At 66.3% G+C, this 25,010-nt stretch carries 39 protein-coding genes; 32 read left to right on the top strand and 7 right to left on the bottom strand.

All coding sequences use genetic code 11. The features are described from left to right. Together tuf and GVN21_RS16405 are read left to right on the top strand one after the other, a co-directional pair. A partial coding sequence (gene tuf, locus GVN21_RS16410; RefSeq protein ID WP_166575816.1) for an elongation factor Tu occupies window positions 1-1,095 on the top strand: 1,095 nt, incomplete at its 5' end. 136 nt (window positions 1,096-1,231) lie between these two features. Then, window positions 1,232-1,612, top strand: a complete 381-nt coding sequence (locus GVN21_RS16405; RefSeq protein ID WP_166575815.1) for a VOC family protein — start codon at window positions 1,232-1,234, stop codon at window positions 1,610-1,612. Here the strand turns inward: GVN21_RS16405 and GVN21_RS16400 are convergent. Both GVN21_RS16400 and GVN21_RS16395 read right to left on the bottom strand, forming a co-directional pair. After that, a complete protein-coding gene (locus GVN21_RS16400; RefSeq protein WP_166575814.1) occupies window positions 1,609-1,941 on the bottom strand; it encodes a metalloregulator ArsR/SmtB family transcription factor in 333 nt (110 codons plus the stop codon). The two genes, GVN21_RS16405 and GVN21_RS16400, sit on opposite strands and share 4 nt — an antisense overlap. Then, window positions 1,941-2,576 carry an SRPBCC family protein gene (locus tag GVN21_RS16395; protein WP_166575813.1) on the bottom strand — a complete coding sequence of 212 codons (636 nt, stop codon included), beginning with the start codon at window positions 2,574-2,576 and terminating at the stop codon, window positions 1,941-1,943. Before GVN21_RS16395 ends, GVN21_RS16400 begins: the two co-directional genes overlap by 1 nt. Window positions 2,577-2,743: 167 nt before the next feature. Between GVN21_RS16395 and GVN21_RS16390 the strand changes: the two genes are divergently transcribed. The 30 genes from GVN21_RS16390 to rplQ all read left to right on the top strand — a co-directional run bounded on the left by GVN21_RS16390 (window position 2,744) and on the right by rplQ (window position 20,139). Then, on the top strand, window positions 2,744-3,880 hold the full coding sequence (locus tag GVN21_RS16390; protein ID WP_166575812.1) for a GNAT family N-acetyltransferase: 1,137 nt from the start codon (window positions 2,744-2,746) through the stop codon (window positions 3,878-3,880). Window positions 3,881-3,892: 12 nt separating this feature from the next. After that, window positions 3,893-4,759, top strand: a complete 867-nt coding sequence (locus tag GVN21_RS16385; protein ID WP_166575811.1) for a transcriptional regulator — start codon at window positions 3,893-3,895, stop codon at window positions 4,757-4,759. A 108-nt stretch (window positions 4,760-4,867) separates the two neighbouring features. Further along, window positions 4,868-5,728, top strand: a complete 861-nt coding sequence (locus GVN21_RS16380; protein WP_166575810.1) for a DUF2807 domain-containing protein — start codon at window positions 4,868-4,870, stop codon at window positions 5,726-5,728. 422 nt (window positions 5,729-6,150) lie between these two features. Continuing rightward, window positions 6,151-6,459, top strand: coding sequence for a 30S ribosomal protein S10 (gene rpsJ / locus GVN21_RS16375; protein ID WP_004616952.1), 309 nt, complete (start codon window positions 6,151-6,153; stop codon window positions 6,457-6,459). Window positions 6,460-6,472: 13 nt separating this feature from the next. Further along, window positions 6,473-7,231: a 50S ribosomal protein L3 gene (rplC, locus tag GVN21_RS16370; protein ID WP_166575809.1), complete on the top strand. Its 759-nt coding sequence runs from the start codon at window positions 6,473-6,475 to the stop codon at window positions 7,229-7,231. Further along, a complete protein-coding gene (gene rplD, locus GVN21_RS16365; protein ID WP_166575808.1) occupies window positions 7,231-7,872 on the top strand; it encodes a 50S ribosomal protein L4 in 642 nt (213 codons plus the stop codon). The genes rplC and rplD overlap by 1 nt, the downstream gene beginning before the upstream one ends. Then, window positions 7,872-8,168 carry a 50S ribosomal protein L23 gene (locus tag GVN21_RS16360; protein ID WP_166575807.1) on the top strand — a complete coding sequence of 99 codons (297 nt, stop codon included), beginning with the start codon at window positions 7,872-7,874 and terminating at the stop codon, window positions 8,166-8,168. Before rplD ends, GVN21_RS16360 begins: the two co-directional genes overlap by 1 nt. A gap of 3 nt (window positions 8,169-8,171) precedes the next feature. Then, window positions 8,172-9,011, top strand: coding sequence for a 50S ribosomal protein L2 (gene rplB / locus GVN21_RS16355; RefSeq protein ID WP_166575806.1), 840 nt, complete (start codon window positions 8,172-8,174; stop codon window positions 9,009-9,011). Window positions 9,012-9,013: 2 nt separating this feature from the next. After that, window positions 9,014-9,292: a 30S ribosomal protein S19 gene (rpsS, locus tag GVN21_RS16350; protein ID WP_166575805.1), complete on the top strand. Its 279-nt coding sequence runs from the start codon at window positions 9,014-9,016 to the stop codon at window positions 9,290-9,292. 4 nt (window positions 9,293-9,296) lie between these two features. Further along, window positions 9,297-9,677 (top strand): 50S ribosomal protein L22, encoded by a 381-nt coding sequence (rplV, locus tag GVN21_RS16345; RefSeq protein WP_166575804.1) that lies wholly within the window; start codon window positions 9,297-9,299, stop codon window positions 9,675-9,677. Beyond that, window positions 9,677-10,447 (top strand): 30S ribosomal protein S3, encoded by a 771-nt coding sequence (gene rpsC, locus GVN21_RS16340; RefSeq protein ID WP_166575803.1) that lies wholly within the window; start codon window positions 9,677-9,679, stop codon window positions 10,445-10,447. The genes rplV and rpsC overlap by 1 nt, the downstream gene beginning before the upstream one ends. A gap of 5 nt (window positions 10,448-10,452) precedes the next feature. Continuing rightward, window positions 10,453-10,884: a 50S ribosomal protein L16 gene (gene rplP, locus GVN21_RS16335; protein WP_166575802.1), complete on the top strand. Its 432-nt coding sequence runs from the start codon at window positions 10,453-10,455 to the stop codon at window positions 10,882-10,884. 2 nt (window positions 10,885-10,886) lie between these two features. Continuing rightward, window positions 10,887-11,078: a 50S ribosomal protein L29 gene (rpmC, locus tag GVN21_RS16330; protein ID WP_166575801.1), complete on the top strand. Its 192-nt coding sequence runs from the start codon at window positions 10,887-10,889 to the stop codon at window positions 11,076-11,078. An 11-nt stretch (window positions 11,079-11,089) separates the two neighbouring features. Next, window positions 11,090-11,329, top strand: coding sequence for a 30S ribosomal protein S17 (rpsQ, locus tag GVN21_RS16325; protein WP_166575800.1), 240 nt, complete (start codon window positions 11,090-11,092; stop codon window positions 11,327-11,329). Window positions 11,330-11,346: 17 nt separating this feature from the next. Then, window positions 11,347-11,715, top strand: a complete 369-nt coding sequence (gene rplN / locus GVN21_RS16320) for a 50S ribosomal protein L14 (protein WP_166575799.1) — start codon at window positions 11,347-11,349, stop codon at window positions 11,713-11,715. Beyond that, window positions 11,715-12,029 (top strand): 50S ribosomal protein L24, encoded by a 315-nt coding sequence (gene rplX / locus GVN21_RS16315; RefSeq protein WP_166575798.1) that lies wholly within the window; start codon window positions 11,715-11,717, stop codon window positions 12,027-12,029. Before rplN ends, rplX begins: the two co-directional genes overlap by 1 nt. Further along, the gene (gene rplE / locus GVN21_RS16310) at window positions 12,022-12,579 is read left to right on the top strand and encodes a 50S ribosomal protein L5 (protein WP_166575797.1); all 558 of its coding nucleotides are present in this window, start codon (window positions 12,022-12,024) and stop codon (window positions 12,577-12,579) included. The genes rplX and rplE overlap by 8 nt, the downstream gene beginning before the upstream one ends. Before the next feature lie 18 nt (window positions 12,580-12,597). Beyond that, on the top strand, window positions 12,598-12,903 hold the full coding sequence (gene rpsN / locus GVN21_RS16305) for a 30S ribosomal protein S14 (protein ID WP_166575796.1): 306 nt from the start codon (window positions 12,598-12,600) through the stop codon (window positions 12,901-12,903). A gap of 10 nt (window positions 12,904-12,913) precedes the next feature. Further along, window positions 12,914-13,312 (top strand): 30S ribosomal protein S8, encoded by a 399-nt coding sequence (rpsH, locus tag GVN21_RS16300; RefSeq protein ID WP_166575795.1) that lies wholly within the window; start codon window positions 12,914-12,916, stop codon window positions 13,310-13,312. A 1-nt stretch (window position 13,313) separates the two neighbouring features. After that, a complete protein-coding gene (rplF, locus tag GVN21_RS16295; RefSeq protein WP_166575794.1) occupies window positions 13,314-13,847 on the top strand; it encodes a 50S ribosomal protein L6 in 534 nt (177 codons plus the stop codon). A 3-nt stretch (window positions 13,848-13,850) separates the two neighbouring features. Then, entirely contained in the window at window positions 13,851-14,204 is a 354-nt protein-coding gene (rplR, locus tag GVN21_RS16290; RefSeq protein ID WP_166575793.1) for a 50S ribosomal protein L18, read from the top strand. A 9-nt stretch (window positions 14,205-14,213) separates the two neighbouring features. Then, a complete protein-coding gene (gene rpsE / locus GVN21_RS16285; protein ID WP_166575792.1) occupies window positions 14,214-14,807 on the top strand; it encodes a 30S ribosomal protein S5 in 594 nt (197 codons plus the stop codon). A 3-nt stretch (window positions 14,808-14,810) separates the two neighbouring features. Then, on the top strand, window positions 14,811-14,996 hold the full coding sequence (rpmD, locus tag GVN21_RS16280; protein ID WP_166575791.1) for a 50S ribosomal protein L30: 186 nt from the start codon (window positions 14,811-14,813) through the stop codon (window positions 14,994-14,996). 112 nt (window positions 14,997-15,108) lie between these two features. After that, window positions 15,109-15,594 carry a 50S ribosomal protein L15 gene (gene rplO, locus GVN21_RS16275; protein ID WP_166575790.1) on the top strand — a complete coding sequence of 162 codons (486 nt, stop codon included), beginning with the start codon at window positions 15,109-15,111 and terminating at the stop codon, window positions 15,592-15,594. An 81-nt stretch (window positions 15,595-15,675) separates the two neighbouring features. Next, window positions 15,676-17,037, top strand: a complete 1,362-nt coding sequence (gene secY / locus GVN21_RS16270; protein WP_166575789.1) for a preprotein translocase subunit SecY — start codon at window positions 15,676-15,678, stop codon at window positions 17,035-17,037. A gap of 22 nt (window positions 17,038-17,059) precedes the next feature. Then, window positions 17,060-17,632 carry an adenylate kinase gene (locus GVN21_RS16265; protein ID WP_166575788.1) on the top strand — a complete coding sequence of 191 codons (573 nt, stop codon included), beginning with the start codon at window positions 17,060-17,062 and terminating at the stop codon, window positions 17,630-17,632. 174 nt (window positions 17,633-17,806) lie between these two features. After that, entirely contained in the window at window positions 17,807-18,175 is a 369-nt protein-coding gene (rpsM, locus tag GVN21_RS16260; RefSeq protein ID WP_166575787.1) for a 30S ribosomal protein S13, read from the top strand. 12 nt (window positions 18,176-18,187) lie between these two features. Then, a complete protein-coding gene (rpsK, locus tag GVN21_RS16255) occupies window positions 18,188-18,577 on the top strand; it encodes a 30S ribosomal protein S11 (protein ID WP_166575786.1) in 390 nt (129 codons plus the stop codon). Between the two features lie 75 nt (window positions 18,578-18,652). After that, entirely contained in the window at window positions 18,653-19,669 is a 1,017-nt protein-coding gene (locus tag GVN21_RS16250) for a DNA-directed RNA polymerase subunit alpha (RefSeq protein WP_166575785.1), read from the top strand. Window positions 19,670-19,725: 56 nt separating this feature from the next. Further along, window positions 19,726-20,139, top strand: a complete 414-nt coding sequence (gene rplQ, locus GVN21_RS16245; RefSeq protein ID WP_166575784.1) for a 50S ribosomal protein L17 — start codon at window positions 19,726-19,728, stop codon at window positions 20,137-20,139. Window positions 20,140-20,389: 250 nt separating this feature from the next. Here rplQ and GVN21_RS16240 read toward each other — a convergent pair whose 3' ends face one another. From GVN21_RS16240 to GVN21_RS16220, 5 genes are all read right to left on the bottom strand, one after another. Continuing rightward, window positions 20,390-21,397, bottom strand: a complete 1,008-nt coding sequence (locus GVN21_RS16240; protein ID WP_166575783.1) for an NAD(P)-dependent alcohol dehydrogenase — start codon at window positions 21,395-21,397, stop codon at window positions 20,390-20,392. Window positions 21,398-21,485: 88 nt separating this feature from the next. After that, on the bottom strand, window positions 21,486-22,895 hold the full coding sequence (locus GVN21_RS16235; protein ID WP_166575782.1) for a DegQ family serine endoprotease: 1,410 nt from the start codon (window positions 22,893-22,895) through the stop codon (window positions 21,486-21,488). A 72-nt stretch (window positions 22,896-22,967) separates the two neighbouring features. Then, complete coding sequence (locus GVN21_RS16230) at window positions 22,968-24,227, bottom strand: TCR/Tet family MFS transporter (RefSeq protein ID WP_166575781.1); 1,260 nt, start codon at window positions 24,225-24,227, stop codon at window positions 22,968-22,970. Further along, complete coding sequence (locus GVN21_RS16225; RefSeq protein ID WP_166575780.1) at window positions 24,224-24,553, bottom strand: MmcQ/YjbR family DNA-binding protein; 330 nt, start codon at window positions 24,551-24,553, stop codon at window positions 24,224-24,226. The genes GVN21_RS16230 and GVN21_RS16225 overlap by 4 nt, the downstream gene beginning before the upstream one ends. Beyond that, a complete protein-coding gene (locus GVN21_RS16220) occupies window positions 24,550-25,008 on the bottom strand; it encodes an SRPBCC domain-containing protein (RefSeq protein WP_166575779.1) in 459 nt (152 codons plus the stop codon). Before GVN21_RS16220 ends, GVN21_RS16225 begins: the two co-directional genes overlap by 4 nt. Window positions 25,009-25,010: the final 2 nt, after the last annotated feature.

Below are 25,010 nucleotides of genomic sequence, written 5' to 3'. Positions count from 1 at the left end.
ACCATGGTGCTGGCCAAGTCGGGCGGCGCGACGGCCAAGTCCTACGCCGACATCGACGCGGCGCCGGAAGAGAAGGCCCGCGGCATCACCATCAACACCGCGCACGTGGAATACGAGACGGCCAACCGTCACTACGCCCACGTCGACTGCCCCGGCCACGCCGACTATGTGAAGAACATGATCACCGGCGCGGCGCAGATGGACGGCGCCATCCTGGTTGTGTCGGCCGCCGACGGCCCGATGCCCCAGACCCGCGAGCACATCCTGCTGGCCCGTCAGGTCGGTGTGCCGGCCCTGGTGGTGTTCATGAACAAGGTCGACATGGTCGACGATGAAGAGCTGCTGGAGCTCGTCGAAATGGAAGTGCGTGAGCTGCTCAGCTCGTACAACTTCCCGGGCGACGACATCCCGATCACCAAGGGTTCGGCCCTGGCCGCCGTCGAAGGCAAGACCCCGGAGATCGGCGAACAGCGGATCCTGGACCTGATGGCCTCGGTCGACGCCTACATCCCGCAGCCCGACCGTCCGGTCGACCTGCCGTTCCTGATGCCGGTGGAAGACGTGTTCTCGATCTCGGGCCGCGGCACCGTGGTCACCGGCCGCGTCGAGAAGGGCATCGTGAAGGTTGGCGAGGAAGTCGAGATCGTCGGCATCCGCCCGGTCCAGAAGACCACCTGCACCGGCGTCGAAATGTTCCGCAAGCTGCTGGACCAAGGTCAGGCCGGCGACAACGTCGGCGTGCTGCTGCGCGGCACCAAGCGTGAAGACGTCGAGCGTGGCCAGGTTCTCTGCAAGCCGGGCTCGATCACCCCGCACACCAAGTTCGTGGCCGAAGCCTACATCCTGACCAAGGAAGAAGGCGGCCGTCACACCCCGTTCTTCACCAACTACCGTCCGCAGTTCTACTTCCGGACCACGGACGTGACCGGGATCATCAAGCTGCGCGAAGGCGTGGAAATGATCATGCCGGGCGACAACGCCGAGCTGGACGTCGAGCTGATCACCCCGATCGCCATGGACCAGGGCCTGCGTTTCGCCATCCGCGAAGGCGGCCGCACCGTCGGCGCCGGCGTCGTGTCGAAGATCGTCGAGTAAGCCTCACGCCTCACGGCTGAGACAGCGAAGGCCCCGGAGAGCAATCTCCGGGGCCTTTTGCGTTTCAGTTTGGCGCGACGTTGGCGGATTGCGCATACTCGGCAAACGTCATGAACCCCCAGGCGGAGGCAGCGCCATGAGTGAGACGGTCAATGTCCGGTACATGGTCGGCGACGTGCAGGCCTGCGTCGACTGGTATGTCGGGCGCTTCGGCTTCACGGTCGGGATGAACGCGTCCCCCGCCTTTGCTTCCCTGGAGCGGGGCGCGCTGCGCCTGCTGCTGAGCGGGGAGAAGAGTTCGGCGGGCCTGCCGATGCCGGACGGGCGCTTGCCGGAGCCGGGCGGCTGGAACCGGTTTCAGGTCATCGTCGAGGATATCGCCGCCGAGGTCGAGCGGCTGCGCGGGGAGGGGGTGGCCTTCCGCAATGAGATCCTCAGCGGGCCGGGCGGGTCGCAGATCCTGGCGGAGGATCCGGCGGGTAATCTGGTCGAGCTGTTCCAGCCGGCGGGGCGCTAGGTCTCCCCACGCGCCTTCTTCCCCCGCGCCACCTCGGTGGCCAGCGCTTCGAGCCTGTGGCCCCAGAAGGCGCGGAACGGCTCGAGCCATGCATCGACGTCGCGCATGGGCGCGGCCTGCACGGCGTAGACCCGGCGGGCGCCTTCCGGACGGACGGTGGCGAAGCCGCTGTCGCGCAACACGCGCAGGTGCTGGGAGACGGCTGACTGGGTGATGCCGAATTCGGCGCGGACGATGTCGGTCATCTCGCCGGAGGTGCGTTCGCCCTCGGCGAGCAGCTCCAGGAGCCGCCGCCGCACGGGGTCGCCGAGAACGTCGAAGGCGTGCATCAGGGAGCCGCTTCGCCGCAATAGAAGGCGGCTGTGCGGGCGGCCATGGCGCTGGCGACGTCTGGGTCTTCGCCACAGGCGATATGGGCCCGTCCCCAGGCGGCTGCGCTGGCCTTCATGAAGGCCTTGCCCTGATCGCCGGAGGACCAGCCGTTGACGCCCTCCATGTCGACGGGCTCGCCGGTTTCGATGTGGAGGCCGAGTCCCAGGAAGCTGAGATCCCAACCGACGCCCACCGCAGCCGGGCCGAACTGTTTCCAGTGCTGGTCGGCGTCGTCCGCCCACATGATGTGCTCGAGCGCGAGACGGGTCTGCTCGCCCTTCGGCTCCAGGCGGACGGTGACCCAGCTCTTGCCGCCGCCGAACTCCCAGTCGATGTCGAACCCTTCGTTCGGGTCGCAGCGGGTGATGGCGCCGCCGGCGTTGCCCTTGACCTGATAGCGGCCGCCCAGCCGCAGGTCGCCCTCGACCGGGGCGAACCAGCGCGGGATGCGCTCGGGGTTGGTCAGGGCGTCCCACAGATCTTCGGCCGTGGTGTCATAGTCACGATAGGCGACGACCACGCGGGCCGGCTTGCCCTGGTGCTCGCGTTCGACGAGCGCGCGGAACTCAGCGCCAATGGCGTTGGCGATCATGCTTCGCGTCTCCCTAACTGTCACCAGAAATAGTAGTCCGCACTAATATGAGTCAAGACTAATGCGAATTGTCGTCCCGGCTTAACGGGCGGTTCGCCTATCGCCGGTAGAGCGGAGTGGTACGCCTCTTGCGGGGGCACGGGTCAGAATGACCGGAGGGTTCCGTTTTGGGCCGACAGCTGAGCGTGGAGATCATCGGAACGGACGCGCTGACGTCCGCCGAACGCGCGCTGTGGCTCGAGTGGGTCGCGGCCGACGCGGCCTACGAGTCTCCTTTCTTCCATCCCGATTTCACGGCCATCGCCGGTGAGGTCGCGCCGGATGCGCGGCTGGCGGTGCTGCATCAGGGCGGCGATGTGGTCGGCTTCCTGCCGCACCAGCGGCGGGGCGGGGCGGCACAGCCGCTGGCCGCGCCGATGAACGACTATCATGCGGTCATCGCCAAGCCGGGTCTTGTCATCGGCCTTGAGCAGGCGCCGGAGCTGACGGACGCTCGCTCGTTCACCGCCACCGGCTGGGCTGGGCCCGCGGGCGAGGGGGAGGGCCGGACGTCCGCCCGCACTCTGCTGGCGGATCTGTCGGCCGGGTGGGACGCCTACTACGCGGATCGCAAGGCCAAGTTCGGCAAGTTCGTGCGGGACAAGGAACGGGTCCGGCGGTCGATGGAGCGGGACCTGGGGCCGGTGCGGTTCGAGGCGAATGGCGACCTGTCCCATTTCGAGCGGCTGATCGGCCTGAAACAGGAGCAATACCGGCGCACCCGGCGGCACGACATCTTCGCCTGCGGCTGGACGGTGGAGATGTTGCGCGCGCTGCTGACTCACAAGGATCCGGCCTTCGGGGCGCGGCTGGCGGTGCTGTACGCCGGTGATCGGCCGATGGCCTATGAGATCGGCCTGCGCGGGGGTGCGCACTACCACTTTTGGGTGCCGGCCTACGAGGCCGAGGGGGCGAAGTTCTCGCCGGGCATGCTGCTGAGCATGGATGCCATGCAGGCCCTGTCGGCCGAGGGTGTGAAGCTGTTCGACTTCGGGTTCGAGGGCGAGGCCTACAAGAAGTACTTCTGCGACGCCGAGCGTCAGGTCTGGGAAGGCGCCGTGGTCGAGGACGGGCTGATGAAGGCCATGGCCGGCGACTCCAGCCTGGCGCAGAGCGTGCGCCGGCGCTGGGCCGTGATCGACGCCTGCGAGACCACCACGATCGGCCGGGTGAGGGCGCTGGGCGCCGCCGCATCGGCCATGGCCACCCGCGTTCGACCCCCTCCCGCCGCCGGCGCCCTGCTGGCCGCCGCCATCTGCCTCTGACGGATAGAACCCATGACCTGGCTGACCCAACCGAAGGTCTATGACCACCAGATCCACAAGACCGGCCTGGTCGAGGACGCCGCCCTGGCGCGCGTGCTGGAGACCTATCCGGAGGAACTGCTGGACATCAACGCCTACAGCTACGACGCCGAGGGCCAGGTCAGCCTGGCGACCGGCGACCGTGGCCGGGCCGATGGCGCGGCCTTGCTGGAGGCGATTCAGGGCGGCCGGGTGTGGGTCAACCTGCGCGACGCTCATGAGGCGCATCCGGAGCTGTGGAGACACATCCAGCCGGCGTTCGACGCCATCGCCGAGGACCTGGGCGTCAAGCCGATCAAGGTGACCGGCCAGCTGATCCTGTCATCGCCGCAGACCAAGGTGCCCTACCATTTCGACGCCGCTGGCGTGGTGCTGTTCCACCTGCGCGGGGTCAAGAAGCTGTGGGTCTATCCGACCGACGAGGCGCATCTGCCGCAGCCGTCGGTCGAGAAGGTGATCATGCGGGTGCAGGCCGAGGAGCTGCCCTATCGCATGGCCTTCGACGGCGACGCCCAGGTGGTCGAGCTGCAGCCGGGGCAGGCGCTGACCTGGCCGCTGTACGCGCCCCACCGGGTGGAGAACCAGGGGGTGTTCAACGTCTCCCTGTCGCTGGACTTCCAGACCTGGGGCACCCGGCTGATGCGCGGCGCACACTACGCCAACGGCGTCTTCCGCCGCTGGGGCATGGCGCCGGCGCCGATGGGCAAGACTCCGACGCCGGCCCAGGCCGCGCTGTGGGCCGCGTCCCTGGCGATGAAGAAGGCGGGCTTCGTGCCGAACCTGATCAAGGACTATGAGCGCAGCTTCGCGCTGGCGGAGCAGGGCAAGAAGGCGGCGTGATTGTTTCGGGTCGGACATGAACCTTTGGTCATGACCCCGATTTAAGCTGTCTTCCGCAGCGACCCGTCATAGCGTCCCCTCACTGAATTCGAGAGGGAGACCCAAACCATGCGCGTTCTCGCCGCCGCCGGCCTCGCCGCCGTAGCCGCCTTTTCCACCGCTGTCGCCGCCGAGGCCAAGGAGCCTTCGGTAGAGATCAAGTATGCGGTCGCCCGCGTCACCGTGGTCCCGCAGGACCGCACGGATGTGCAGGTGGTGATCAAGCAGGGCGACAGCCGCCTGCCCCTGAAGGTCTACAAGAAGGGCGACCGAACGATCATCGACGGCGAACTGCGCCACGGGAAGATCCGCAACTGCAGCGGCACGCTGGAGACGGCCACGGTCGATGTCCGCGACGTCGGCAAGATCAGCTGGGCCCAGATGCCGGAAGTCACCATCTACACCCCGCGCGACGTCGATATCAGCGCTGGCGGAGCGGTGTGGGGCTATATCGGCCGGTCCAGCAGCGTCAGCTTGGGCAATGCCGGCTGCGGCGACTGGACCATCGCCGACGTCAGCGGCCAACTGGAAGTCGCGCAGGCCGGCTCGGGCGACGTGCTCGCCGGCAACACAGGCGGCTTGGACCTCAGCGTGGCCGGCTCGGGCGACACCAAGGTGAAGGCGGTGAACGGCGCCGCCGACATTTCCATCGCCGGTTCGGGCAACGTGGTCATGGCTTCGCTGAACGGCGACCTGGACGTTTCGATCGCGGGTTCGGGTGACGTCCGCATCTTCGGCGGCCGCGCGCCGACCGTAGACGTGTCGGTGGCCGGTTCGGGTGACATCCGCTTCGCCGGAGAGGCCCAGAAGGTGGACGCCAGCTTCATGGGCTCGGGCAATGTCTGGGTGACCAAGGCCGGCTCCGTGGACAAATCCGCGATGGGCTCCGGGTCGGTCCATGTGGGACCATTCGACATGAAGCGAAACTAGGCTCTCCGCCATGCGGCAGGGCAGGGGCGCGGTCGAAAGGCCGCGCCCCTTTTTTCTGTCGCCACAGCGTTCCCTCTGGCGCGCCGTTGGAATCTCTCTATAGAGCGCGCTCCGGCGCGTCGGCGCCCGTCGATCCTGTTGAGCGAAGAGGCCCACAAGCCTTGACGCCATGGGATTCGAGGGGTAATAGCGCGCCTCCTGTTGGACCGGCAGTGCCCTTGGGCAGACGCGGTGCGCAGAAACACCAGGGCGCCATTCGGGATCCCTGGCTGAAAAGGCCTTCGCCGGGCAACCAGCGTGGGCCTCTCGTTTTTTGCGGACTTGTGCGTATCCGAGCACCTTTCGAGGTGATCGGGCTGGTCTTTGAAATGGTTCGAGATCACGCGGACGGGCCGCCGTCTGTTGGGGAATAGAAGAGCGATATGGATCGTCAGAACATCCGCATCCGGCTCAAGGCCTTTGACCACCGCGTGCTGGACCATTCCACGCGCGAGATCGTCAATACCGCCAAGAGAACCGGCGCGACCGTCCGGGGGCCGATCCCCCTGCCGACGTTGATCGAAAAATTCACCGTCAACCGCTCGCCCCACGTCGACAAGAAGTCGCGCGAGCAGTTCGAAATCCGCACGCACAAGCGCGTGCTCGATATCGTCGACCCCACCCCGCAGACTGTGGACGCGCTGATGAAGCTCGACCTGTCCGCCGGCGTGGACGTCGAGATCAAGCTGTAAGGGGATCGAACCGATGCGTACCGGATTGATCGCCAAGAAACTTGGCATGACCCGCTTCTTCGACGAAGCCGGCCAACACGTCCCCGTCACTGTCCTGTCGCTCGACGGCTGTACCGTGACCGGTCACAAGACCCAGGACCGTGACGGCTACGTCGCGCTCCAGCTCGGCGCTGGCGCGAAGAAGCCGAAGAACACCTCCAACGCCATGCGTGGCCACTTCGCCAAGGCTCAGGTCGAGCCCAAGCGGATCGTCACCGAATTCCGCGTTGACGAAGACTCCCTGATCGACGTGGGCGCGGAGTTCACCGCCGACCACTTCGTCGCCGGCCAGAAGGTCGACATCCAGGGCATCACCGTCGGTAAGGGTTTCGCCGGCGCCATGAAGCGCTGGAACTTCGGCGGCATGCGCGCCACCCACGGTGTCTCGGTCTCGCACCGGGCCCACGGTTCGACCGGTCAACGGCAGGACCCGGGCAAGACCTTCGCGGGCAAGAAGATGGCCGGCCATCTCGGCCAGGAAACCGTCACCACCCTCAACATCACCGTCTGGAAAGTGGACGCCGAGCGCGGCCTGATCCTGGTGAAGGGCGCCGTCCCCGGTTCGGAAGGCTCCTACGTGAAGATCCGCGACGCGGTGAAGTCTGCCCGCCCTGAAGAAGCCCCGGTCCCGGGCGCCTTCCGCAAGGCCGGCCAGCAAGCCGCCGCCGCTCCCGCTGAAACCCCCGCTGAGGAAGCCCCGGCTGCTGAAGCGTCGGCCGAGGGTGCTGAATAATGAAACTCGACGTCATCAAACTGGACGGCGGCAAGGCCGGCTCTGTTGACCTCGACGACGCCATCTTCGGCATCGACGAGATCCGCGGCGACATCCTGCAGCGCGTCGTGACCTGGCAGCTGGCCAAGCGCCGCGCCGGGACCCACAAGATCCAGGTCCGCAACGAAGTCTCGCGGACCTCGAAGAAGATGTACAAGCAGAAGGGAACCGGCGGCGCCCGTCACGGCTCGCGCCGGGCGGCTCAGTTCGTCGGCGGCGCCAAGGCTCACGGCCCGGTCGTCCGCAGCCATGCCTTCGACCTGCCCAAGAAGGTCCGCGCCCTGGCCCTGCGCCACGCGCTGTCCTCCAAGGCCAAGGACGGCTCGCTGGTCATCGTTGACGACCTGGCCCTGACCGAAGCCAAGACGGCCGCTCTGCGGACCAGCCTGGGCGCCATCGGTCTGACCAACGCCCTGGTCATCGCCGGTCCGGAAGTGGACGCCAACTTCAAGCTGGCGGCCCGCAACATTCCGAACATCGACGTGCTGCCGAACGCCGGTCTGAACGTCTACGACGTGCTGCGTCGCCAGAAGCTGGTCCTGACCAAGGCCGCCATCGAGGCGATCTCGGCCCGCTTCGCCGATCAGAAGGAAGCCGCGTAATGGCCGCTACCGCCCGCCACTACGACACCATCCTGGCCCCGGTGATCACCGAAAAGGCCACGATCCTGTCGGAGCAAAACAAGGTGGTCTTCCGCGTCGCCGATACGGCGACCAAGGACGAGATCGCCGCCGCTGTCGAGGCCCTGTTCAAGGTCACGGTCACCAAGGTCAACACCCTGAACGTCAAGGGCAAGACCAAGCGTTTCCGTGGTCGGATCGGCCGTCGCTCGGACGTCAAAAAAGCCATCGTGACCCTGGCCGAAGGCCAGTCGATCGACATCACCACGGGGCTCTAAGTCATGGCTCTGAAGCATTTCAAACCGACCTCGCCGTCGCGTCGCCAGCTGGTGCTGGTCGACCGTTCGGAACTGCACAAGGGTCGCCCGGAGAAGAGCCTCGTCGAGGGTCTGACCAAGAAGGGCGGCCGGGGTGGCGGTGGCCGGATCGCCGTCCGCTTCCGCGGCGGCGGCGCCAAGCGCCTGTACCGCATCATCGACTTCAAGCGTCGCAAGTTCGACGTGGCCGCGACCGTCGAGCGTATGGAATACGACCCCAACCGGTCGGCCTTCATCGCACTGGTCAAGTATGCCGATGGCGAGCTGAGCTACATCCTGGCTCCGCAGCGCCTCAAGGTCGGTGACGAGATCATCGCCTCGGCCAAGGTCGACGTGAAGCCGGGCAACGCCGCTCCCCTGAGCGGCCTGCCGATCGGCACCATCATCCACAACGTCGAGCTGAAGCCCCTCAAGGGCGGTCAGATCGCTCGTTCGGCCGGGTCCTACGCCCAGCTGGTCGGTCGTGACGCCGGCTACGCCCAGATCCGCCTCAACTCGGGCGAGCTGCGCATGGTCCAGGACAGCTGCATGGCCACGGTGGGCGCGGTGTCGAACCCCGACCACATGAACCAGAACCTGGGCAAGGCCGGTCGCGTCCGTCACATGGGCTTCCGCCCGCACGTCCGCGGCGTCGCCATGAACCCGATCGACCACCCGCACGGCGGTGGTGAAGGCCGCACCAGCGGTGGCCGCCACCCGGTTACCCCGGCCGGCAAGCCGACCAAGGGCGCCAAGACCCGCACGAACAAGGCCACGGACAAGTTCATCATCCGTAGCCGTCACAAAGCCAAGAAGGCCCGCTAGAGATGACCCGTTCCGTCTGGAAAGGTCCGTTCGTCGACGGCTACCTGCTGAAGAAGGCCGATGCGGCCCAAAGCAGCGGCCGCAAGGACGTGATCAAGATCTGGTCGCGTCGTTCGACCATCATGCCGCAGTTCGTCGGTCTGACGTTCGGCGTCCACAACGGCCAGAAGCACGTTCCCGTCCTGGTGTCGGAAGACATGGTCGGCATGAAGTTCGGCGAGTTCGCGCCCACGCGCAACTTCCCGGGCCACGCGGCCGACAAGAAGGCCAAGAGGAAGTAATCGGATGTCCAAGCCGAAGACTCAACGCCGCCTCCCGGCCACCGAAGCGATGGTCAAGCTGCGCACCCTGCGCACCTCGGCCCGCAAGCTGAACCTGGTCGCTCAGTCGATCCGCGGCCTTCGGGTGCAGCGGGCGCTGAACGAACTGGAATTCAGCCAGAAGCGCATCGCCAAGGACGTTCGCAAGGCGCTCTACTCGGCCATCTCCAACGCCGAGAATAACCACAACCTCGACATCGACAGCCTGGTCGTCGCCGAAGCGTTCGTTGGCAAGAACCTGATCATGAAGCGTTTCTCGCCGCGCGCTCGCGGCCGGGCTTCGCGGATCGAGAAACCGTTTTCCGAGATCACCATCGTGGTCCGCGAGCTGGGTGAGGCCGCCTGATGGGTCAGAAAGTCAATCCGATCGGTCTGCGCCTCGGCGTCAACCGCACCTGGGACAGCCGGTGGTTCGCCGACGGCGCCGAGTACGGCCGCCTGCTGCACGAGGACATCAAGGTCCGTCGTGAGCTGAAGAAGCGCCTGTACCAGGCCGGCATCTCGCGGATCATCATCGAGCGTCCGCACAAGAAGTGCCGGGTCACCATCTATGCCGCCCGCCCGGGCGTCATTATCGGCAAGAAGGGCGCCGACATCGACAAGCTCCGCAAGGACCTGTCGGCCCTGACCAACGCCGAGGTGCACCTGAACATCGTCGAGATCCGCAAGCCGGAAACCGACGCCCAGCTGGTGGCCGAGAACATCGCCCAGCAGCTCGAGCGCCGGGTCGCCTTCCGCCGCGCGATGAAGCGCACCATGCAGTCGACCATGCGTCTGGGCGCCAAGGGCGTTCGGATCAACGTTTCGGGTCGTCTGGGTGGCGCTGAAATCGCCCGGATGGAATGGTACCGCGAAGGCCGCGTGCCGCTGCACACCCTGCGGGCCGACATCGACTATGGCTTCGCTGAAGCCAAGACCACCTACGGCATCATCGGCGTGAAGACCTGGATCTTCAAAGGCGAGGTGCTGGATCACGACCCGATGGCCCTGGACAAGCGCCTGGCCAGCGAGTCCGGCCCGGCCGGTGAAGGCGGCGGCCGTGACCGTGACGACCGCGGTCCCCGCGGACCCCGTCGCGATCGCGGCGACCGTGGCGGCCGTGGAGCTGAGGCGTAACGAACATGCTGTCTCCGAAGAAAACCAAGTACCGGAAGGCCTTCAAGGGCCGTATCCACGGCACGGCGAAGGGCGGCACCCTGCTGAACTTCGGCTCGTACGGCCTCAAGGCCGTTGAGCCGGAGCGCATCACGGCCCGTCAGATCGAGGCGGCCCGCCGCGCGATCACCCGCCACATGAAGCGTCAGGGCCGCGTCTGGATCCGGATCTTCCCGGACCTGCCGGTCACCGACAAGCCGGCCGAAGTCCGGATGGGTAAGGGCAAGGGCGCCGTGGATTACTGGGCCGCGCGCGTTCACCCCGGCCGCATCATGTTCGAGATCGACGGCGTCGCCGACGATATCGCCCGTGACGCGCTGAAGCTCGGCGCCGCCAAGCTGCCGATCAAGACCCGCATCGTCACCCGCATCGACGCCGGCATCGGCGCGGAGCACTAGAGATGAAGATCGATCAAATCCGGGGCATGACCCCCGACCAGCTGGCCGAGACCCTGCTGAACCTGAAGAAGGAGCAGTTCAACCTGCGCTTCCAGGCGGCGACCGGCCAGGTCGAAAAGACTCACCGCGTCAACGAGATCCGCAAGGATATCGCCCGCATCAAGACCGTGCTCCGCACCAAGCAGGCGGCGTAGGGAGAGGACAGATGCCGAAACGTATTCTCGAAGGCCTCGTCGTCTCCGACAAGGGCGACAAGACCGTGATCGTGAAGGTCGAACGTACCATTCTGCACCCCGTGCTGAAGAAGACCGTTCGTCGTTCGAAGAAGTACCACGCGCATGACGAAGCCAATGCCTACAAGGCTGGTGAAGTCGCTCGTATCATCGAGTGCGCGCCGAAGTCCAAGCTGAAGACCTGGGAAGTGCTTCCCAAGGCTTCGGCATAGTCTGGAAGGTTTGAACCATGATCCAGATGCAAACTAACCTGGACGTCGCCGACAATTCTGGCGCCCGCCGGGTCATGTGCATCAAGGTGCTGGGCGGCGCCAAGCGTCGCTACGCCCACGTCGGGGACAAGATCGTTGTCTCCGTCAAAGAAGCCATTCCGCGCGGCCGCGTGAAGAAGGGTGATGTGCTGCAGGCCATCGTCGTTCGCACGTCCTCGGCTATCAAGCGCAAGGACGGCTCGGTGATCCGCTTCGACAAGAACGCGGCGGTGATCGTCAACAAGCAGGCGGAGCCGATCGGCACGCGCATCTTCGGACCGGTTCCGCGCGAACTCCGCGCCAAGAACCACATGAAGATCATCAGCCTGGCTCCGGAGGTCCTGTAATGGCCGCGAAGATCAAGAAGGGCGATCGCGTCATCGTCCTGACGGGCAAGGACAAGGGCAAGACCGGTAGCGTCACCCGCGTCATGCCGAAGGAAGATCGCCTGGTCGTCGGCGGGATCAACATGGTCCAGCGCCACACCAAGCCGACCCAGGGCGACCCCCAGGGCGGGATCAAGAACAAGGAAGCGCCGCTGCACGTTTCCAACGTCGCGATCGTCGACAGCAACGGCAAGCCGACCCGCGTCGGTTTCCGTATCGACGGCGACAAGAAGGTGCGCGTCGCCAAGAGCACCGGTGAGGTGATCAATGGCTGATCAAGATTACACGCCCCGGCTGAAGTCCGAATATCGCGAGCGCATCCGCGCCGCGATGAAGGAGCAGTTCGGCTACACCAACGAGATGCAGATCCCCAAGCTCGACAAGATCGTCGTGAACATGGGTATCGGCGAAGCGGTTGCCGACTCCAAGAAGGCCACCGCGGCCATGAAGGACCTGGCGGCGATCACCGGCCAGAAGCCGATGCCGACCAAGGCCCGTGTCTCCGTCGCCCAGTTCAAGGTGCGCGAAGGCATGACCGTGGGCGCCAAGGTGACCCTTCGCGCCGACCGCATGTATGAGTTCCTCGACCGTCTGATCACCATCGCCCTGCCGCGGGTGAAGGACTTCCGGGGCCTCAACGGCAAGAGCTTCGATGGTCGCGGCAACTACGCCATGGGTCTGAAGGAACACATCGTGTTCCCGGAGATCAACTACGACGAAATCGATCAGATGTGGGGCATGGACATCATCGTCTGCACCACGGCCAGAACCGATCAGGAAGCCAAGGCTCTCCTGAAAGAGTTCAAATTCCCGTTCACCTCGTAAGCGGGAAGGAAAGAACCCATGGCAAAGAAAAGCGCCGTCAACCGCAACGAGATGGTCAAGGCCCTCGTCAAGCAACTCGCCGGAAAGCGGGCTGAGCTGAAGAAGCTGGCCAACGACGAGAGCCTGCCGCTGGAAGAGCGTTTCGACGCTCGCCTGAAGCTGGCCAAGTTGCCGCGCAACTCCTCCGCGACCCGCATCCGTAACCGGTGCGAAGTCACTGGGCGCCCGCGCGCCTATTACCGCAAGCTCAAGATGAGCCGGATCGCGCTGCGGGAGCTTGGCTCCGCTGGCCAGATCCCCGGCCTCGTCAAGTCGAGCTGGTGAGGACCATCAGATGTCGATGAACGATCCCCTGAGCGATCTGATCGCCCGCATCAAGAACGCCGCCATGCGCAAGCGCTCGAAGGTGTCGACCCCCGCGTCGCGTCTCCGCGCCCGCGTCCTGGATGTCCTGGCCGACGAAGGCTACATCCGCGGCTATTCGCTGGTCGAGAAGCCGGGAGCCTTCCCGGAATTCGAGATCGAGCTGAAGTACTTTGACGGCCAGCCGGTCATCGCGGAGATCTCCCGCGTGTCCAAGCCGGGTCGCCGGGTCTACAGCTCGATCAAGGACCTGAAGCCGATCAAGAACGGCCTCGGTATCTCGATCCTGTCCACTCCCAAGGGCGTCATGTCCGACAACGCGGCGCGCGACGCCAACGTTGGCGGCGAAGTCCTCTGCAGGGTCTACTAAGATGTCCCGGATTGGCAAGAAAACCATCTCCGTTCCGAAGGGCGTGACCGTCTCGATCGACGGCCAGACCGTCTCGGTGAAGGGCCCCAAGGGTCAGACCTCCTGGACCGTGATCGACGACGTCACGGTCACTCAGGAAGGCGATGAGCTGACCGTCGCCCCGCGCGACGAGTCGACCCGCGCCCGCGCCATGTGGGGCCTGACCCGCACGCTGGTGGCCAACATGGTCCACGGCGTGACCGAAGGCTTTGAGCGCAAGCTCGAGCTGGTCGGCGTGGGTTACCGCGCCGCCCTGAAGGGCTCGAACCTGTCGCTGCAGCTCGGCTTCAGCCACGACGTCGATGTCGAGCCCCCCGCGGGCGTGACCTTCGCCGTGCCCAAGCAGACCGAAATCACCATCAGCGGCATCGACAAGCAGGCGGTTGGTGAAATCGCCTCGAAAATCCGCCGCCTGCGTCCGCCGGAGCCCTACAAGGGCAAGGGCGTCCGCTACGCCGGCGAGAAGGTGCGCCGCAAGGAAGGCAAGAAGAAGTAAGCCATGCCGCTCTCTCCCTCTGAAATCACCAAGCGCCGCGCGGTCCGCATCCGCACCCGCCTCAAGGCGGTGGCCAACGGTCGCCCGCGCCTGTCGGTCTTCCGTTCGTCCAAGAACATCTACGCCCAGGTCATCGATGATGCCCGCGGCGTGACCCTGGCCGCCGCCTCCACCCTGGAAGGCGAAGGCAAGAAGGGCGCGGACAAGGACGCCGCGGCGGCCGTCGGTAAGCTGGTCGCCGAGCGCGCCATCGAAAAGGGCGTCAAGGACGTCGTCTTCGATCGTGGCGGTCACATCTTTCACGGCCGGATCAAGGCGCTGGCTGACGCCGCGCGTGAAGCCGGCCTGAACTTCTAAGGATCGATCATGGCTCGTGAACAACAACGTGGCGACCGCCGCGACCGCCGCGACCGGCCCCAGGAAGAGGGTCCGGAAAGCGACATCGTCGAGAAGCTGGTCCACATCAACCGCGTCGCCGCCACCGTGAAGGGCGGCCGCCGCTTCAGCTTCGCTGCTCTGATGGTCGTCGGTGACCAGAAGGGCCGCGTGGGCTTCGGTCATGGCAAGGCGCGCGAAGTGCCGGAAGCCATCCGCAAGGCCACTGAAGAAGCCAAGAAGTCGATGATCCGCGTTCCGCTGCGGGAATCCCGGACCCTGCACCACGACGGCAACGGCCGTTGGGGCGCCGGCAAGGTGATGGTCCGCTCGGCGCCTCCCGGCACCGGCATCATTGCCGGTGGTCCGATGCGCGCGGTTCTGGAAACCCTGGGCGTCCAGGACGTGGTCGGCAAGTCGACCGGGTCCTCGAACCCCTACAACATGGTTCGCGCCACCTTCGAAGCGCTGAAGGTCCAGAGCTCGCCCCGCCAGATCGCCGCCAAGCGCGGCAAGAAGGTCAGCGACGTCCTGAGCCGCCGCGCCGACGGGGCTTCGGCCGCGCCGGAAGCTGTCGAGGGCTAAGACATGGCCGAGAAGAAAACCGTCACCATCCGCCAGACCGGCAGCCCGATCCGTCGGAACGCCGTGCAGCGCGCCACCCTGTCGGGCCTCAAGCTCAACCGCGTGGGCCGTGTCGCCACCCTGGAGGACACCCCCTCCGTGCGCGGCATGATCCATAAGGTCCGCCACATGGTGGAAGTGGTCGAATAGGACTGCTACAGAGACCCCGGAAACGCCTTCCCCGAAAGGGGAGGGCGCTTTCTCATTTTTACAAAGCCGAGTCCGGGCCAGGCCCGGGCGCAGATCTCCAAGGAGAGGCACGATGACCAAGCTGAACGAACTGGCCCCCCAAGAGGGCTCGACCAAGAACCGCATGCGCGTCGGCCGCGGCCCGGGTTCGGGCAAGGGCAAGACCGGTGGTCGTGGCGTGAAGGGCCAGAAGGCGCGCTCGGGCGTGGCCATCGCCGGCTTCGAAGGCGGCCAGATGCCGCTGCACATGCGCATGCCCAAGCGCGGCTTCAACAACCCCTTTGCCAAGCAGTTCGCTGAAGTGAACCTGTGGCGCCTGGAACAGGCCGTCGCCGCCGGCAAGCTGGACGCCAAGAAGGCCGTAGACTCCGACGCCTTGGTCGCCGCCGGCATCGTCCGCCGCGCCAAGGACGGCATCAAGCTGCTGGGCAAGGGTGAGATCAAGGCCGCCCTGAACCTGACCGTCTACGCGGCCACCCCCTCGGCCGTCGCGGCCGTGGAGAAGGCCGGCGGCAGCGTCACCCAGACCCGCCCGGTCAAGGCCGAAGCGGAAGCCTGATAGGCCATGCGTCAAAATAGGGGTCGCGGAATGGTCCGTGCGCCCCTATCTGATGGCCTCATCTGAGTCAGGGGATTGTCGATGGCCTCGGCCGCCGAACAGCTAGCCGCAAACATGAACTTCGGCGCCTTCGCCAAGGCGACGGAGCTTCACAAGCGTATTTGGTTCACGCTCTGGGCGTTGGTCATCTACCGCGTCGGGACCTACATCCCGATTCCGGGCATCGACCCGGAAGTCTTCCGCCAGACCTTCCAGCAGCAGACCCAGGGCATCCTGGGGATGGTCAACCTGTTCAGCGGCGGCGCCGTGGAACGGATGGCCATCTTCGCCCTGAACGTCATGCCCTACATCAGCGCCTCGATCATCGTGCAGCTGATGGGCGCAGTCTATCCGCCGTGGGAAAAGCTGCGCAAGGAAGGCGGCGAAGCCGGCCGCAAGCAGCTGAACCAGTACACCCGATACCTGACGGTGGCCCTGGCCCTGTTCCAGTCGGCGGGCATCGCCTTCTCGCTGCAGGCGCAGCCGGGCGTGGTCGACGCCAACGCCTCGGGCGTCATCTTCATCATCTCGACCATCGTGACGCTGACCGGCGGCACCATGTTCCTGATGTGGCTGGGCGAGCAGATCACCGCGCGGGGCGTCGGCAACGGCGTGTCGCTGATCATCTTCGCCGGCATCGTGGCGGCCCTGCCGATCAGCCTGTGGACCCTGCTGCAGCAGGTGATGGTCGGGGCGGTCAGCTCCTTCATCCTGCTGCTGCTGGCCGTAATGGCCGTGGCGGTGGTGATCGCCATCGTGTTCATGGAGCGCTCGCAACGCCGGCTGCTGATCCAGTATCCCAAGCGCCAGGTCGGCAATCGGATGATGGGCGGCGAGTCGAGCTTCCTGCCGCTGAAGATCAACACCGCGGGCGTCATTCCGCCGATCTTCGCCAGCTCGCTGCTGCTGCTGCCCGCCACCGCCGCCGGCTTCATGAAGCCGGAGACCATGCCGGGCTGGGCCCAGTGGCTGCCCGAGGTTGTTCGCCACCTGCAGCACGGCCAGCCGGTCTACATCGTGGTCTACGGCCTGCTGATCATCTTCTTCTGCTTCTTCTACACCTCGATCGTGTTCAATCCGGACGACACGGCGGAGAACCTGCGCAAGTACGGTGGCTTCCTGCCGGGCATCCGGCCGGGCAAGCGGACGGCGGAGTACCTGGACTATGTCCTGTCCCGCCTGACCGTGATCGGCGCCGCCTACATCGCCGCCGTCTGTCTTATCCCGGAAATCATGGTCAGCTTCATGGGCGCGCCGCAGACGGCTCGGGCCCTGGGGGGCACATCGATCCTGATCGTCGTGTCGGTGACCATGGACACGGTGGCGCAGATCCAGTCACACCTGCTCGCGCACCAATACGAAGGGCTCATCAAGAAGTCCAAGCTGCGCGGCGCCAAGCGGTAGGGCAGGGGAGGCCCTTCAAGCGATGAACCTGATCCTGTTCGGGCCGCCCGGTTGCGGCAAGGGCACCCAGGCCAAGAAGCTGGTCGATGGGCGCGGCATGGTCCAGCTATCGACCGGCGACATGCTTCGCGCGGCCATCGCGGCCGAGTCGGAGCTGGGGCTGAAGGTGAAGGACATCATGGCCCGGGGCGACCTGGTGCCGGATGAGATCGTGATCGCCCTGATCGAGGAGCGCTTGCCCGAGGCCGAGGCCGCCGGCGGCGCCATCTTCGACGGCTTCCCGCGCACCGTGGCCCAGGCCGAGGCCCTGGACGCGATGCTGGCGGGTCGCGGCAAAAAGATCGACCGGGTCGTCCGCCTGCTGGTGGATGAGCCGGAACTGCTCGCCCGGGTGACCGGGCGATTCGAACAACAGGGGCGACCGGACGACAATCCGGAAACCTTCGTCACCCGCCTGGCGGCCTACAACAAGCAGACCGCGCCGTTGCTGCCCTACTACGGCAACACCGGCAAAGTCCGCGAAGTGAACGGCATGGGGACCATGGACAGTGTTGCCGCGGAGATCGCGGCGGCTCTGGACGAGGTCGAAGCCTGATCAATCACGCTGGGGCGGATTCATTCGCTTCCGGCATTGACGGAAACAAAACGTTGCTTATAACGCTGCGTTTCCGCGAAAGGCGCGACTCTCTCCGACCCTTTTTCAGGGGTTCGGCGGCGTGGCGTTTGGTTTTGCGTGCACCGTTAGGGTGCAACTGAAGAGAGAGCAGACGTGGCCCGTATCGCAGGCGTCAACATTCCGTCGAACAAGCGCGTGGTGATCGCGCTGCAGTATATCCATGGCATCGGCCCGAAGTCCGCACAGGACATCGTGAAGAAGGTCGGGATCGAGGACAGCCGCCGGGTCAACGCCCTGAGCGACGCCGAAGTCCTGCAGATCCGCGAGACCATCGACCGCGACTTCACCGTCGAGGGCGACCTGCGCCGTGAGACCGCCGTTAACATCAAGCGTCTGATGGACCTGGCCTGCTACCGCGGCCTCCGTCACCGCAAGGGCCTGCCCGTTCGCGGTCAGCGCACCCATACCAACGCCCGCACCCGCAAGGGTCCGGCCAAGCCGATCGCCGGCAAGAAGAAGTAAGAGAGCGCCCCGATGGCTAAGGAACAGGCTCGCGTCAAACGCCGCGAACGCAAGAACATCACCTCGGGCGTGGCGCATGTGAACGCCTCGTTCAACAACACCATGATCACCATCACCGACGCTCAGGGGAACACCATCTCCTGGTCCAGCGCCGGCATGATGGGCTTCAAGGGTTCGCGCAAGTCGACCCCGTACGCCGCCCAGATGGCCGCCGAAGACGCGGGCAAGAAGGCGGCCGAGCACGGCGTGCGCACCCTGGAAGTGAACGTCTCGGGCCCCGGCTCGGGTCGGGAATCGGCCCTGCGCGCCCTGCAGGCCGCCGGCATGACGATCACCACCATCCGTGACGTCACCCCGATCCCGCACAACGGTTGCCGGCCGCCCAAGCGCCGCCGGGTCTAAGACCCGAGCGACCGATTTTAACTGGCCGGCTCCGCATTCGCGGGGCCGGCACACGTGTTTCGAGGATATCCGCCCGTGATCGAACGCAATTGGAACGAGCTGATCCGCCCGGAAAAGCCGCTGATCGAGACCGGTTCCGACGCCAGCCGCAAGGCTCGCCTCGTCGCTGAGCCGCTCGAGCGCGGCTTCGGCGTGACGCTCGGGAACGCGCTGCGCCGCGTTCTGCTCTCTTCGCTGCAAGGCGCCGCCGTGACCGCCGTCCAGATCGACGGCGTCGTCCACGAATTCTCCTCGATGGAAGGCGTCCGCGAGGACGTCGTGGACATCGTGCTGAACATCAAGCAGCTGGCCCTGCGCATGCACTCCGAAGGCCCCAAGCGCATGACGCTGAAGGCCGTCGGCCCCGGCCCGGTGACCGCCAGCCAGATCGAAGTCCCCTCGGACATCGAGATCCTCAACGGCGACCATGTGCTCTGCACCCTGGACGACGGCGCCTCGGTGCGCATGGAGTTCACGGTCAACAACGGCAAGGGCTACGTCCCCGCCGAGCGCAACCGTCCGGAAGACGCCCCGATCGGCCTGATCGCCGTCGACAGCCTCTACTCGCCGGTCAAGCGCGTCGCCTACCGGGTCGAGCCGACCCGCCAGGGCCAGTCGCTGGACTACGACAAGCTCGTCCTCGAAGTGGAAACCAACGGCGCCGTGACGCCGGTGGATGCGGTGGCCTACGCCGCCCGCATCATCCAGGACCAGCTGCAGATCTTCATCACCTTCGAAGAGCCGAAGGCCAAGTCGGATGGCGAAGCCAAGCCCGACCTGCCGTTCAACCCGGCCCTGCTTAAGAAGGTCGACGAACTGGAACTGTCGGTCCGCTCGGCCAACTGCCTGAAGAACGACAACATCGTCTACATCGGCGACCTGATTCAGAAGACCGAAGCCGAGATGCTCCGCACCCCGAACTTCGGCCGCAAGTCCCTCAACGAGATCAAGGAAGTGCTCTCGGGCATGAACCTGCACCTCGGCATGGACGTGCCCAACTGGCCGCCGGAAAACATCGACGATCTGGCCAAGAAGTTCGAAGACCAGATCTAACAAACGTTGTATGACCCCCGCCGCCGAGAGGCGCCGGAGTTTTTGGAGAGACCGACATGCGCCACGGTTACGCGCACCGCAAACTGGGCCGCACGACCAGCCACCGCACCGCCATGTTCGCCAACATGTCGGCGTCGCTGATCAAGCACGAGCAGATCGTCACCACCCTGCCGAAGGCCAAGGAACTGCGCCCGATCGTCGAGAAGCTGGTCACCCTGGCCAAGCGCGGCGACCTGCACGCTCGCCGTCAGGCCATCAGCTCGGTTCGTGACGTCGAACAGGTCGGCAAGCTCTTCGCCACCCTCGGCCCGCGCTACAAGGACCGCCAGGGCGGCTACATCCGCGTCCTGAAGGCCGGCTTCCGCTACGGCGACAACGCCCCGATGGCGGTGATCGAGTTCGTCGACCGCGACCCGTCGGAAAAGGGCAAGGACTCCGGTCCGGTCCAGACCTTCGGCGACGACGAATAGTCGAACCGACCGGTTGGAACTGAAGAGGGCGGCGCCGAAAGGCGCCGCCCTTTTTGCTGGGGATTGGTTGTCCGCGTCGCGGCCGTTTCGGAAGTTCGCGCAGATTTGTCCCGGACAACCTGTCCCCGACAGGCCACCGGCGAAGACCGTGGACCATCGGGGACAGGTACTCCGAACAAGTTCTGAGTTCACCCTTCGAGGCCGGCGCGGCGGAGAACCAGTCCCCTTCGGCCGGCGTCGCGACCCAGCCTCAGATATCCACCACGATCTTGCCGAAGTGAGTGTTGCTTTCCTGGTGGGCGAAAGCGGCGCCGAGCTCGGCGAGGGGGAAGTGTTTGTCGAGGACAGGCTTGAGGCCGGTCGCGTCGATGGCCCGGACCATGTCGTTCTGATGCCGGCGGCTGCCGACGGTCAGGCCGATCAGCCGGATCGACTTGCCCATCACCATGGCCGAAGGGAAGTCGCCGGTGAAGCCGGCCAGGACGCCGATCAGGGCGATGTGGCCGCCGACACGCGAGGCGACGATCGACTGGGGCAGGGTGCCCGCGCCACCGATCTCGACCACATGGTCGACGCCGCGGCCGTCGGTGATCTTGCGGGCGGTCGCGCCCCAGGTGGGGTCGGCCTTGTAGTTGATCAGGTGGTCGGCCCCGAGCGCCTTGAGCCGCTCCAGCTTCTCATCCGAGGAGGAGGTGGCGATCACCGTGCAGCCGAACGCCTTGGCGATCTGCAGGGCGTAGATCGACACCCCGCCGGTGCCCTGGACCAGCACCGTGTCACCGGCCTTCAGGTTTCCGTCGGACACCAGGCCGCGCCAGGCGGTAACCCCGGCGCAGGTGATGGTGGCCGCCTCGGCGGCGCTGTAGCCGACCGGGGCGCGGGTGAAGTCCGTCGCGGGCTGAGTGACCATCTCGACCGCGTAGCCATCGATGCCGTCGCCCGGCACGCGGGTGAAGCCACGGTCGTTCGGCTCCCCGTCGATCCAGTCGGGGAAGAAGGTGGAGACGACCAGGTCGCCGACCTTGAACTCAGTGACGCCCTCGCCGACCGCCAGCACCTCGCCGGCGCCGTCGGACATCGGGATGCGGTCGTTGGGGGTGGGGATCATCCCCTTCACCACCAGGTAGTCATGGTAGTTCAGCGAGCTGGCCCGCAGGCGGACCTTGATCTGGCCGGGGCCGGGCGCGCCGGGCTCGGCGACGTCGACCAGCTCCAGCTTGTCCAGACCGCCGGGGTTGCGCACGTAGATGGCCTTCACGACGTCTCTCCTCATGGTGTTTTGACCCATGATGGCCAGACCCACGGGCGGCGCAACCGTGACCCGGCGGAACTCCGCCCAGTTATTTTTAGAGCGCGAAGCTGGACGTGATCTGCTGGCCCTGGCGTTCGATGGTGATGGACCAGCGCCGGCCGTTCTGGGCCGTGGCGGTGGCCAGCTCGCTTTCGGAGCGGACCGCCTTGCCGTTGATCGCCCGGATGAAGTCGCCTGGGCGCAGGCCGGCGCGGGCAGCGTAGCCGCGCGGGTCGATCTGCAGCACAACAAGGCCGCGCCCGACGAAGGGGTCCAGGCCCTTGGCGTCGGCCATGGCCGGGGTCAGCTCGGCGACAAAGGCGCCCTGCAGCGGGTTGCGGCCATCGATCAGCCGGCCGCCGTCGGTGCGGCCCGGCGCCTTCTCGGCCCGGACGTTGAGGGTGATCTCACGGCCGTCCCGCAGGACGCGCAGGGGCGTCTGGGCGCCGATCTTCTGATTGCCGAAGTGGTAGGTGACGGCCCCCTCATCGGTGACCGGCTGGCCTGCGATTTCCAGGATCACGTCGCCCTGGCGCAGACCGGCGCGGTCGGCGGCGGCGCCCGGCCAGACATCGGCCACTAGGGCGCCGCGCGGAGCGTTCTGGCCCAAGGTCTGGGCGATGTCGGAGGTGACCGCCTGGGTCCGGGCCCCGAGCCAGGGGCGGATCACGGCGGTCTCGCCGCCCAGGGCGGAAGCGACCACCCGGCGGGCCATCTGGGCGGGAATCGCGAAGCCGACGCCTGACGACTGGCCCGACCGCGACAGGATGGCGGTGTTCACGCCGATCAGGTCGCCGTCCATGTCGACCAGCGGCCCACCGCTGTTGCCCGGATTGATGGCGGCGTCGGTCTGGATGAAGAAGCCGAAATCGGTGATCCCCAGGTTCGAACGGGCGGTGGCGGAGACGATGCCGTTGGTCACCGTCTGGCCCACGCCGAACGGGTTGCCGATGGCCAGGACCAGGTCGCCGACCTCAAGCTGTTCGGCGTCGTCGATGGCAATAACTGGCAACTTCTCGGAGCCGACATCGATCTTCAGCACCGCCAAGTCCGATCGCGGATCGGCGAGCAGCACCTTGGCCGGAAATTCCCGCTTGTCGGCCAGCTGGACGATGACCTCGTCGGCCCCCTCGATGTTGTGGTTGTTGGTCAGGATCACCCCGTCGGCGCGGACGATGGCGCCCGAGCCCAGGCTCTGCGCGACCCGCTCGCGCGGCATGCCGCCGCCGGAGAAGAAGTCCCAGAAGGGGTCCACCCGTTGGCGCACCGTACGGCGGCTGGAGACGTTGACCACGGCGGGCGCGGCCTTGCGCACCACCGGGGCGAACGACTGCTTCATCTCCACGGCGCTGGTTGGCACGGTCTTCACCGTGGGCGGCGGCAGGCTCTGGGACTGGGCGTCCCCGCCAGGGGAGCAGGCGGCCAGGACAGCGAGGGCCGGGATCAGGACTTGATAGGCGCGCATGGGTTTCCGCAGGTGTTCAACGCTTCGCCCCCTAACAAAGGGAGGTTTTCGGCGCATTCAAGGCGCGGCGTTTCAGCTCTGCAGAGGTTCGGGCGCCGGCGCTGGGGTCTTGGCCACGTTCAGGGCCAGCACAAAGCCCGCCACCATCAGGGCCGAGGCGATCAGGATCGGCAGGCCGGGCAGGCCCAGCACCTCCTTGTGCCGCAGGGCCCAGGCGTAGCTTAGCCCGAACAGCGCCGGGCCGATGATGCCGGCGATGCCCATGATCGCCCCGTTGGCGCCCTGCAGCTGGCCCTGTTCGCTGGGGCCTACGCGGCGGGTCATCAGGCCCTGCAGCCCGGGGCCGGTGAATCCCATCAGGGCGAAGATCGGGACCCCGGCGAGGTAGAGCCAGCCGGTCGGCGCCAGGCCGTAGATCGCAAACCCGACCGCGCCGCTGAACAGGCCGAGCAGCAGAGCGCCGCGCTCGCCGATCTTCTTGACCACCGGGCCGATGAGGACAGCCTGAACAATGATGTTTGAGATGCCGGTGGCCATCATGCTGAGCCCGACCGTCCGCGCATCCCAGCCGTAGCGTTCGTTGAGGTAGAGGACGAAAATCACCGGCAGGGCGACGTGGGCAAGCTGGAACAGGAAGCCGACGCTGGCCAGGCCGAGCAGGTCTGGGTGGGAACGGAGCAGGCGCAGCGAGCCGAGCGGGTTGGCGCGTCGCCAGTCGATGATCTTCACCCGGCGCTCGGGCGGCAGGGACTCGGGCAGGATATAAAAGCCGTAGAGCCAGTTGAGCAGAGCGAGCGCCGCGCAGACCAGGAAGGGCAGGCGCAGGTCGATGTCAGCCAGGAAGCCGCCCAGGGTCGGACCGAAGGTGAAGCCGAGCCCGAAGGCGGCGCCCATCATGCCGAAGGCCTTGGCGCGGTTCTCCGGGCCGGTGATGTCCGCGATGTAGGCGTTGGCGGTCGAGAAGCTGGCGGCGGTGGCGCCGTTGATCACCCGGCCGACGTAGAGCCAGCGGATACCTGGCGCAAAGGCCATGAACAGGAAGTCGACGCCGATCCCGAAATTGGAGGCCAGCAGCACCGGCCGCCGCCCGAACCGGTCGGACAACAGGCCGATGATCGGGGCGCAGAAGAACTGCATCAGCCCGAAGGTGGTGGCGAACAGGACGTTGATCTCGGAGGCTTGCGCGGTGTCCCCGCCGACCAACTGCTTCACCAGCAGAGGCAGGACCGGGATCATGATGCCGAGCGCCGTAACGTCGATCAGGGCGGTGACGAAGATGAATCCCACGGCCGCCGTGCGCCGGTGGCCAGTCAGGCTGTCCTGTTCGGTCATTGATCCCCCAGCAGTGTCTTGGGCGCGACTTGCCGCCAGGCGAGGCGGATCAGGTTGGCCAGCTTTTCGTCATCCATGCGCTCGATGTCGAGCAGCGTCCAGCCGCCCCGGTCCCAGCCGCCGGGGAGGGGGATGACCGCCTCCGGATCCGACTGTTTCAGGCTCTCCTTGATCTCGGGGAGGATCTTGAGCACCAGCTGTTCGCCGCCTGGCGGCAGGGTGGCGAAGATCTTGCCCTTCACCCGGAAGGAGGCGCGGTCGAAGTGAGGCTGCTCCTCGGCGAGCGGCAGCGAGAGGGCGAGGGCGCGGATGTCGTCCTGGGTCATACCTGCTCTCCCAGCCGATCCAGCAGGTCACGCCACCAGTCGCCGTGGCGCTTCATGAAGTAGCTGTTCTCCATGCCGTGTTTGGCGACATGCTCGCGGGGCACACTGTCCCAGCCGGTGTGGATGACGGTGACCCGGGTCTCCTCGCCGACCGCCTCGAAGGTGACCTCGACATCGGTGGCCTGGTCCGGCGCGAAGGTCGCCTGGCGCCAGCCGAAGGCCAGTCGCGCGCCGGGCTCCCAGGCTGTCACCTCGCCGACCTCGAACACCTTGCCGCTCGGCAGCCGTTCGACCAGCCGCTCCTGGCCCTCGAACGCCATCTCGCCGGGCGAGCGGGGCGTGAACGCGAACTCGGGGTTGGGCCGCCACCACAGGGCAATGTCACGGGTGAAGACCTCGAACGCCCTTTGCGGCGTGGCTTTCACGCGAACGGAGATCAGGACCCGACTGGCCACCC

Source organism: Caulobacter sp. SLTY (genome assembly GCF_009905535.1).
In the GTDB taxonomy this organism is placed as follows: domain Bacteria; phylum Pseudomonadota; class Alphaproteobacteria; order Caulobacterales; family Caulobacteraceae; genus Caulobacter.
Note: the sequence above shows the minus strand (reverse complement) of the source record. Positions and strands in the feature narration are given on the sequence as shown.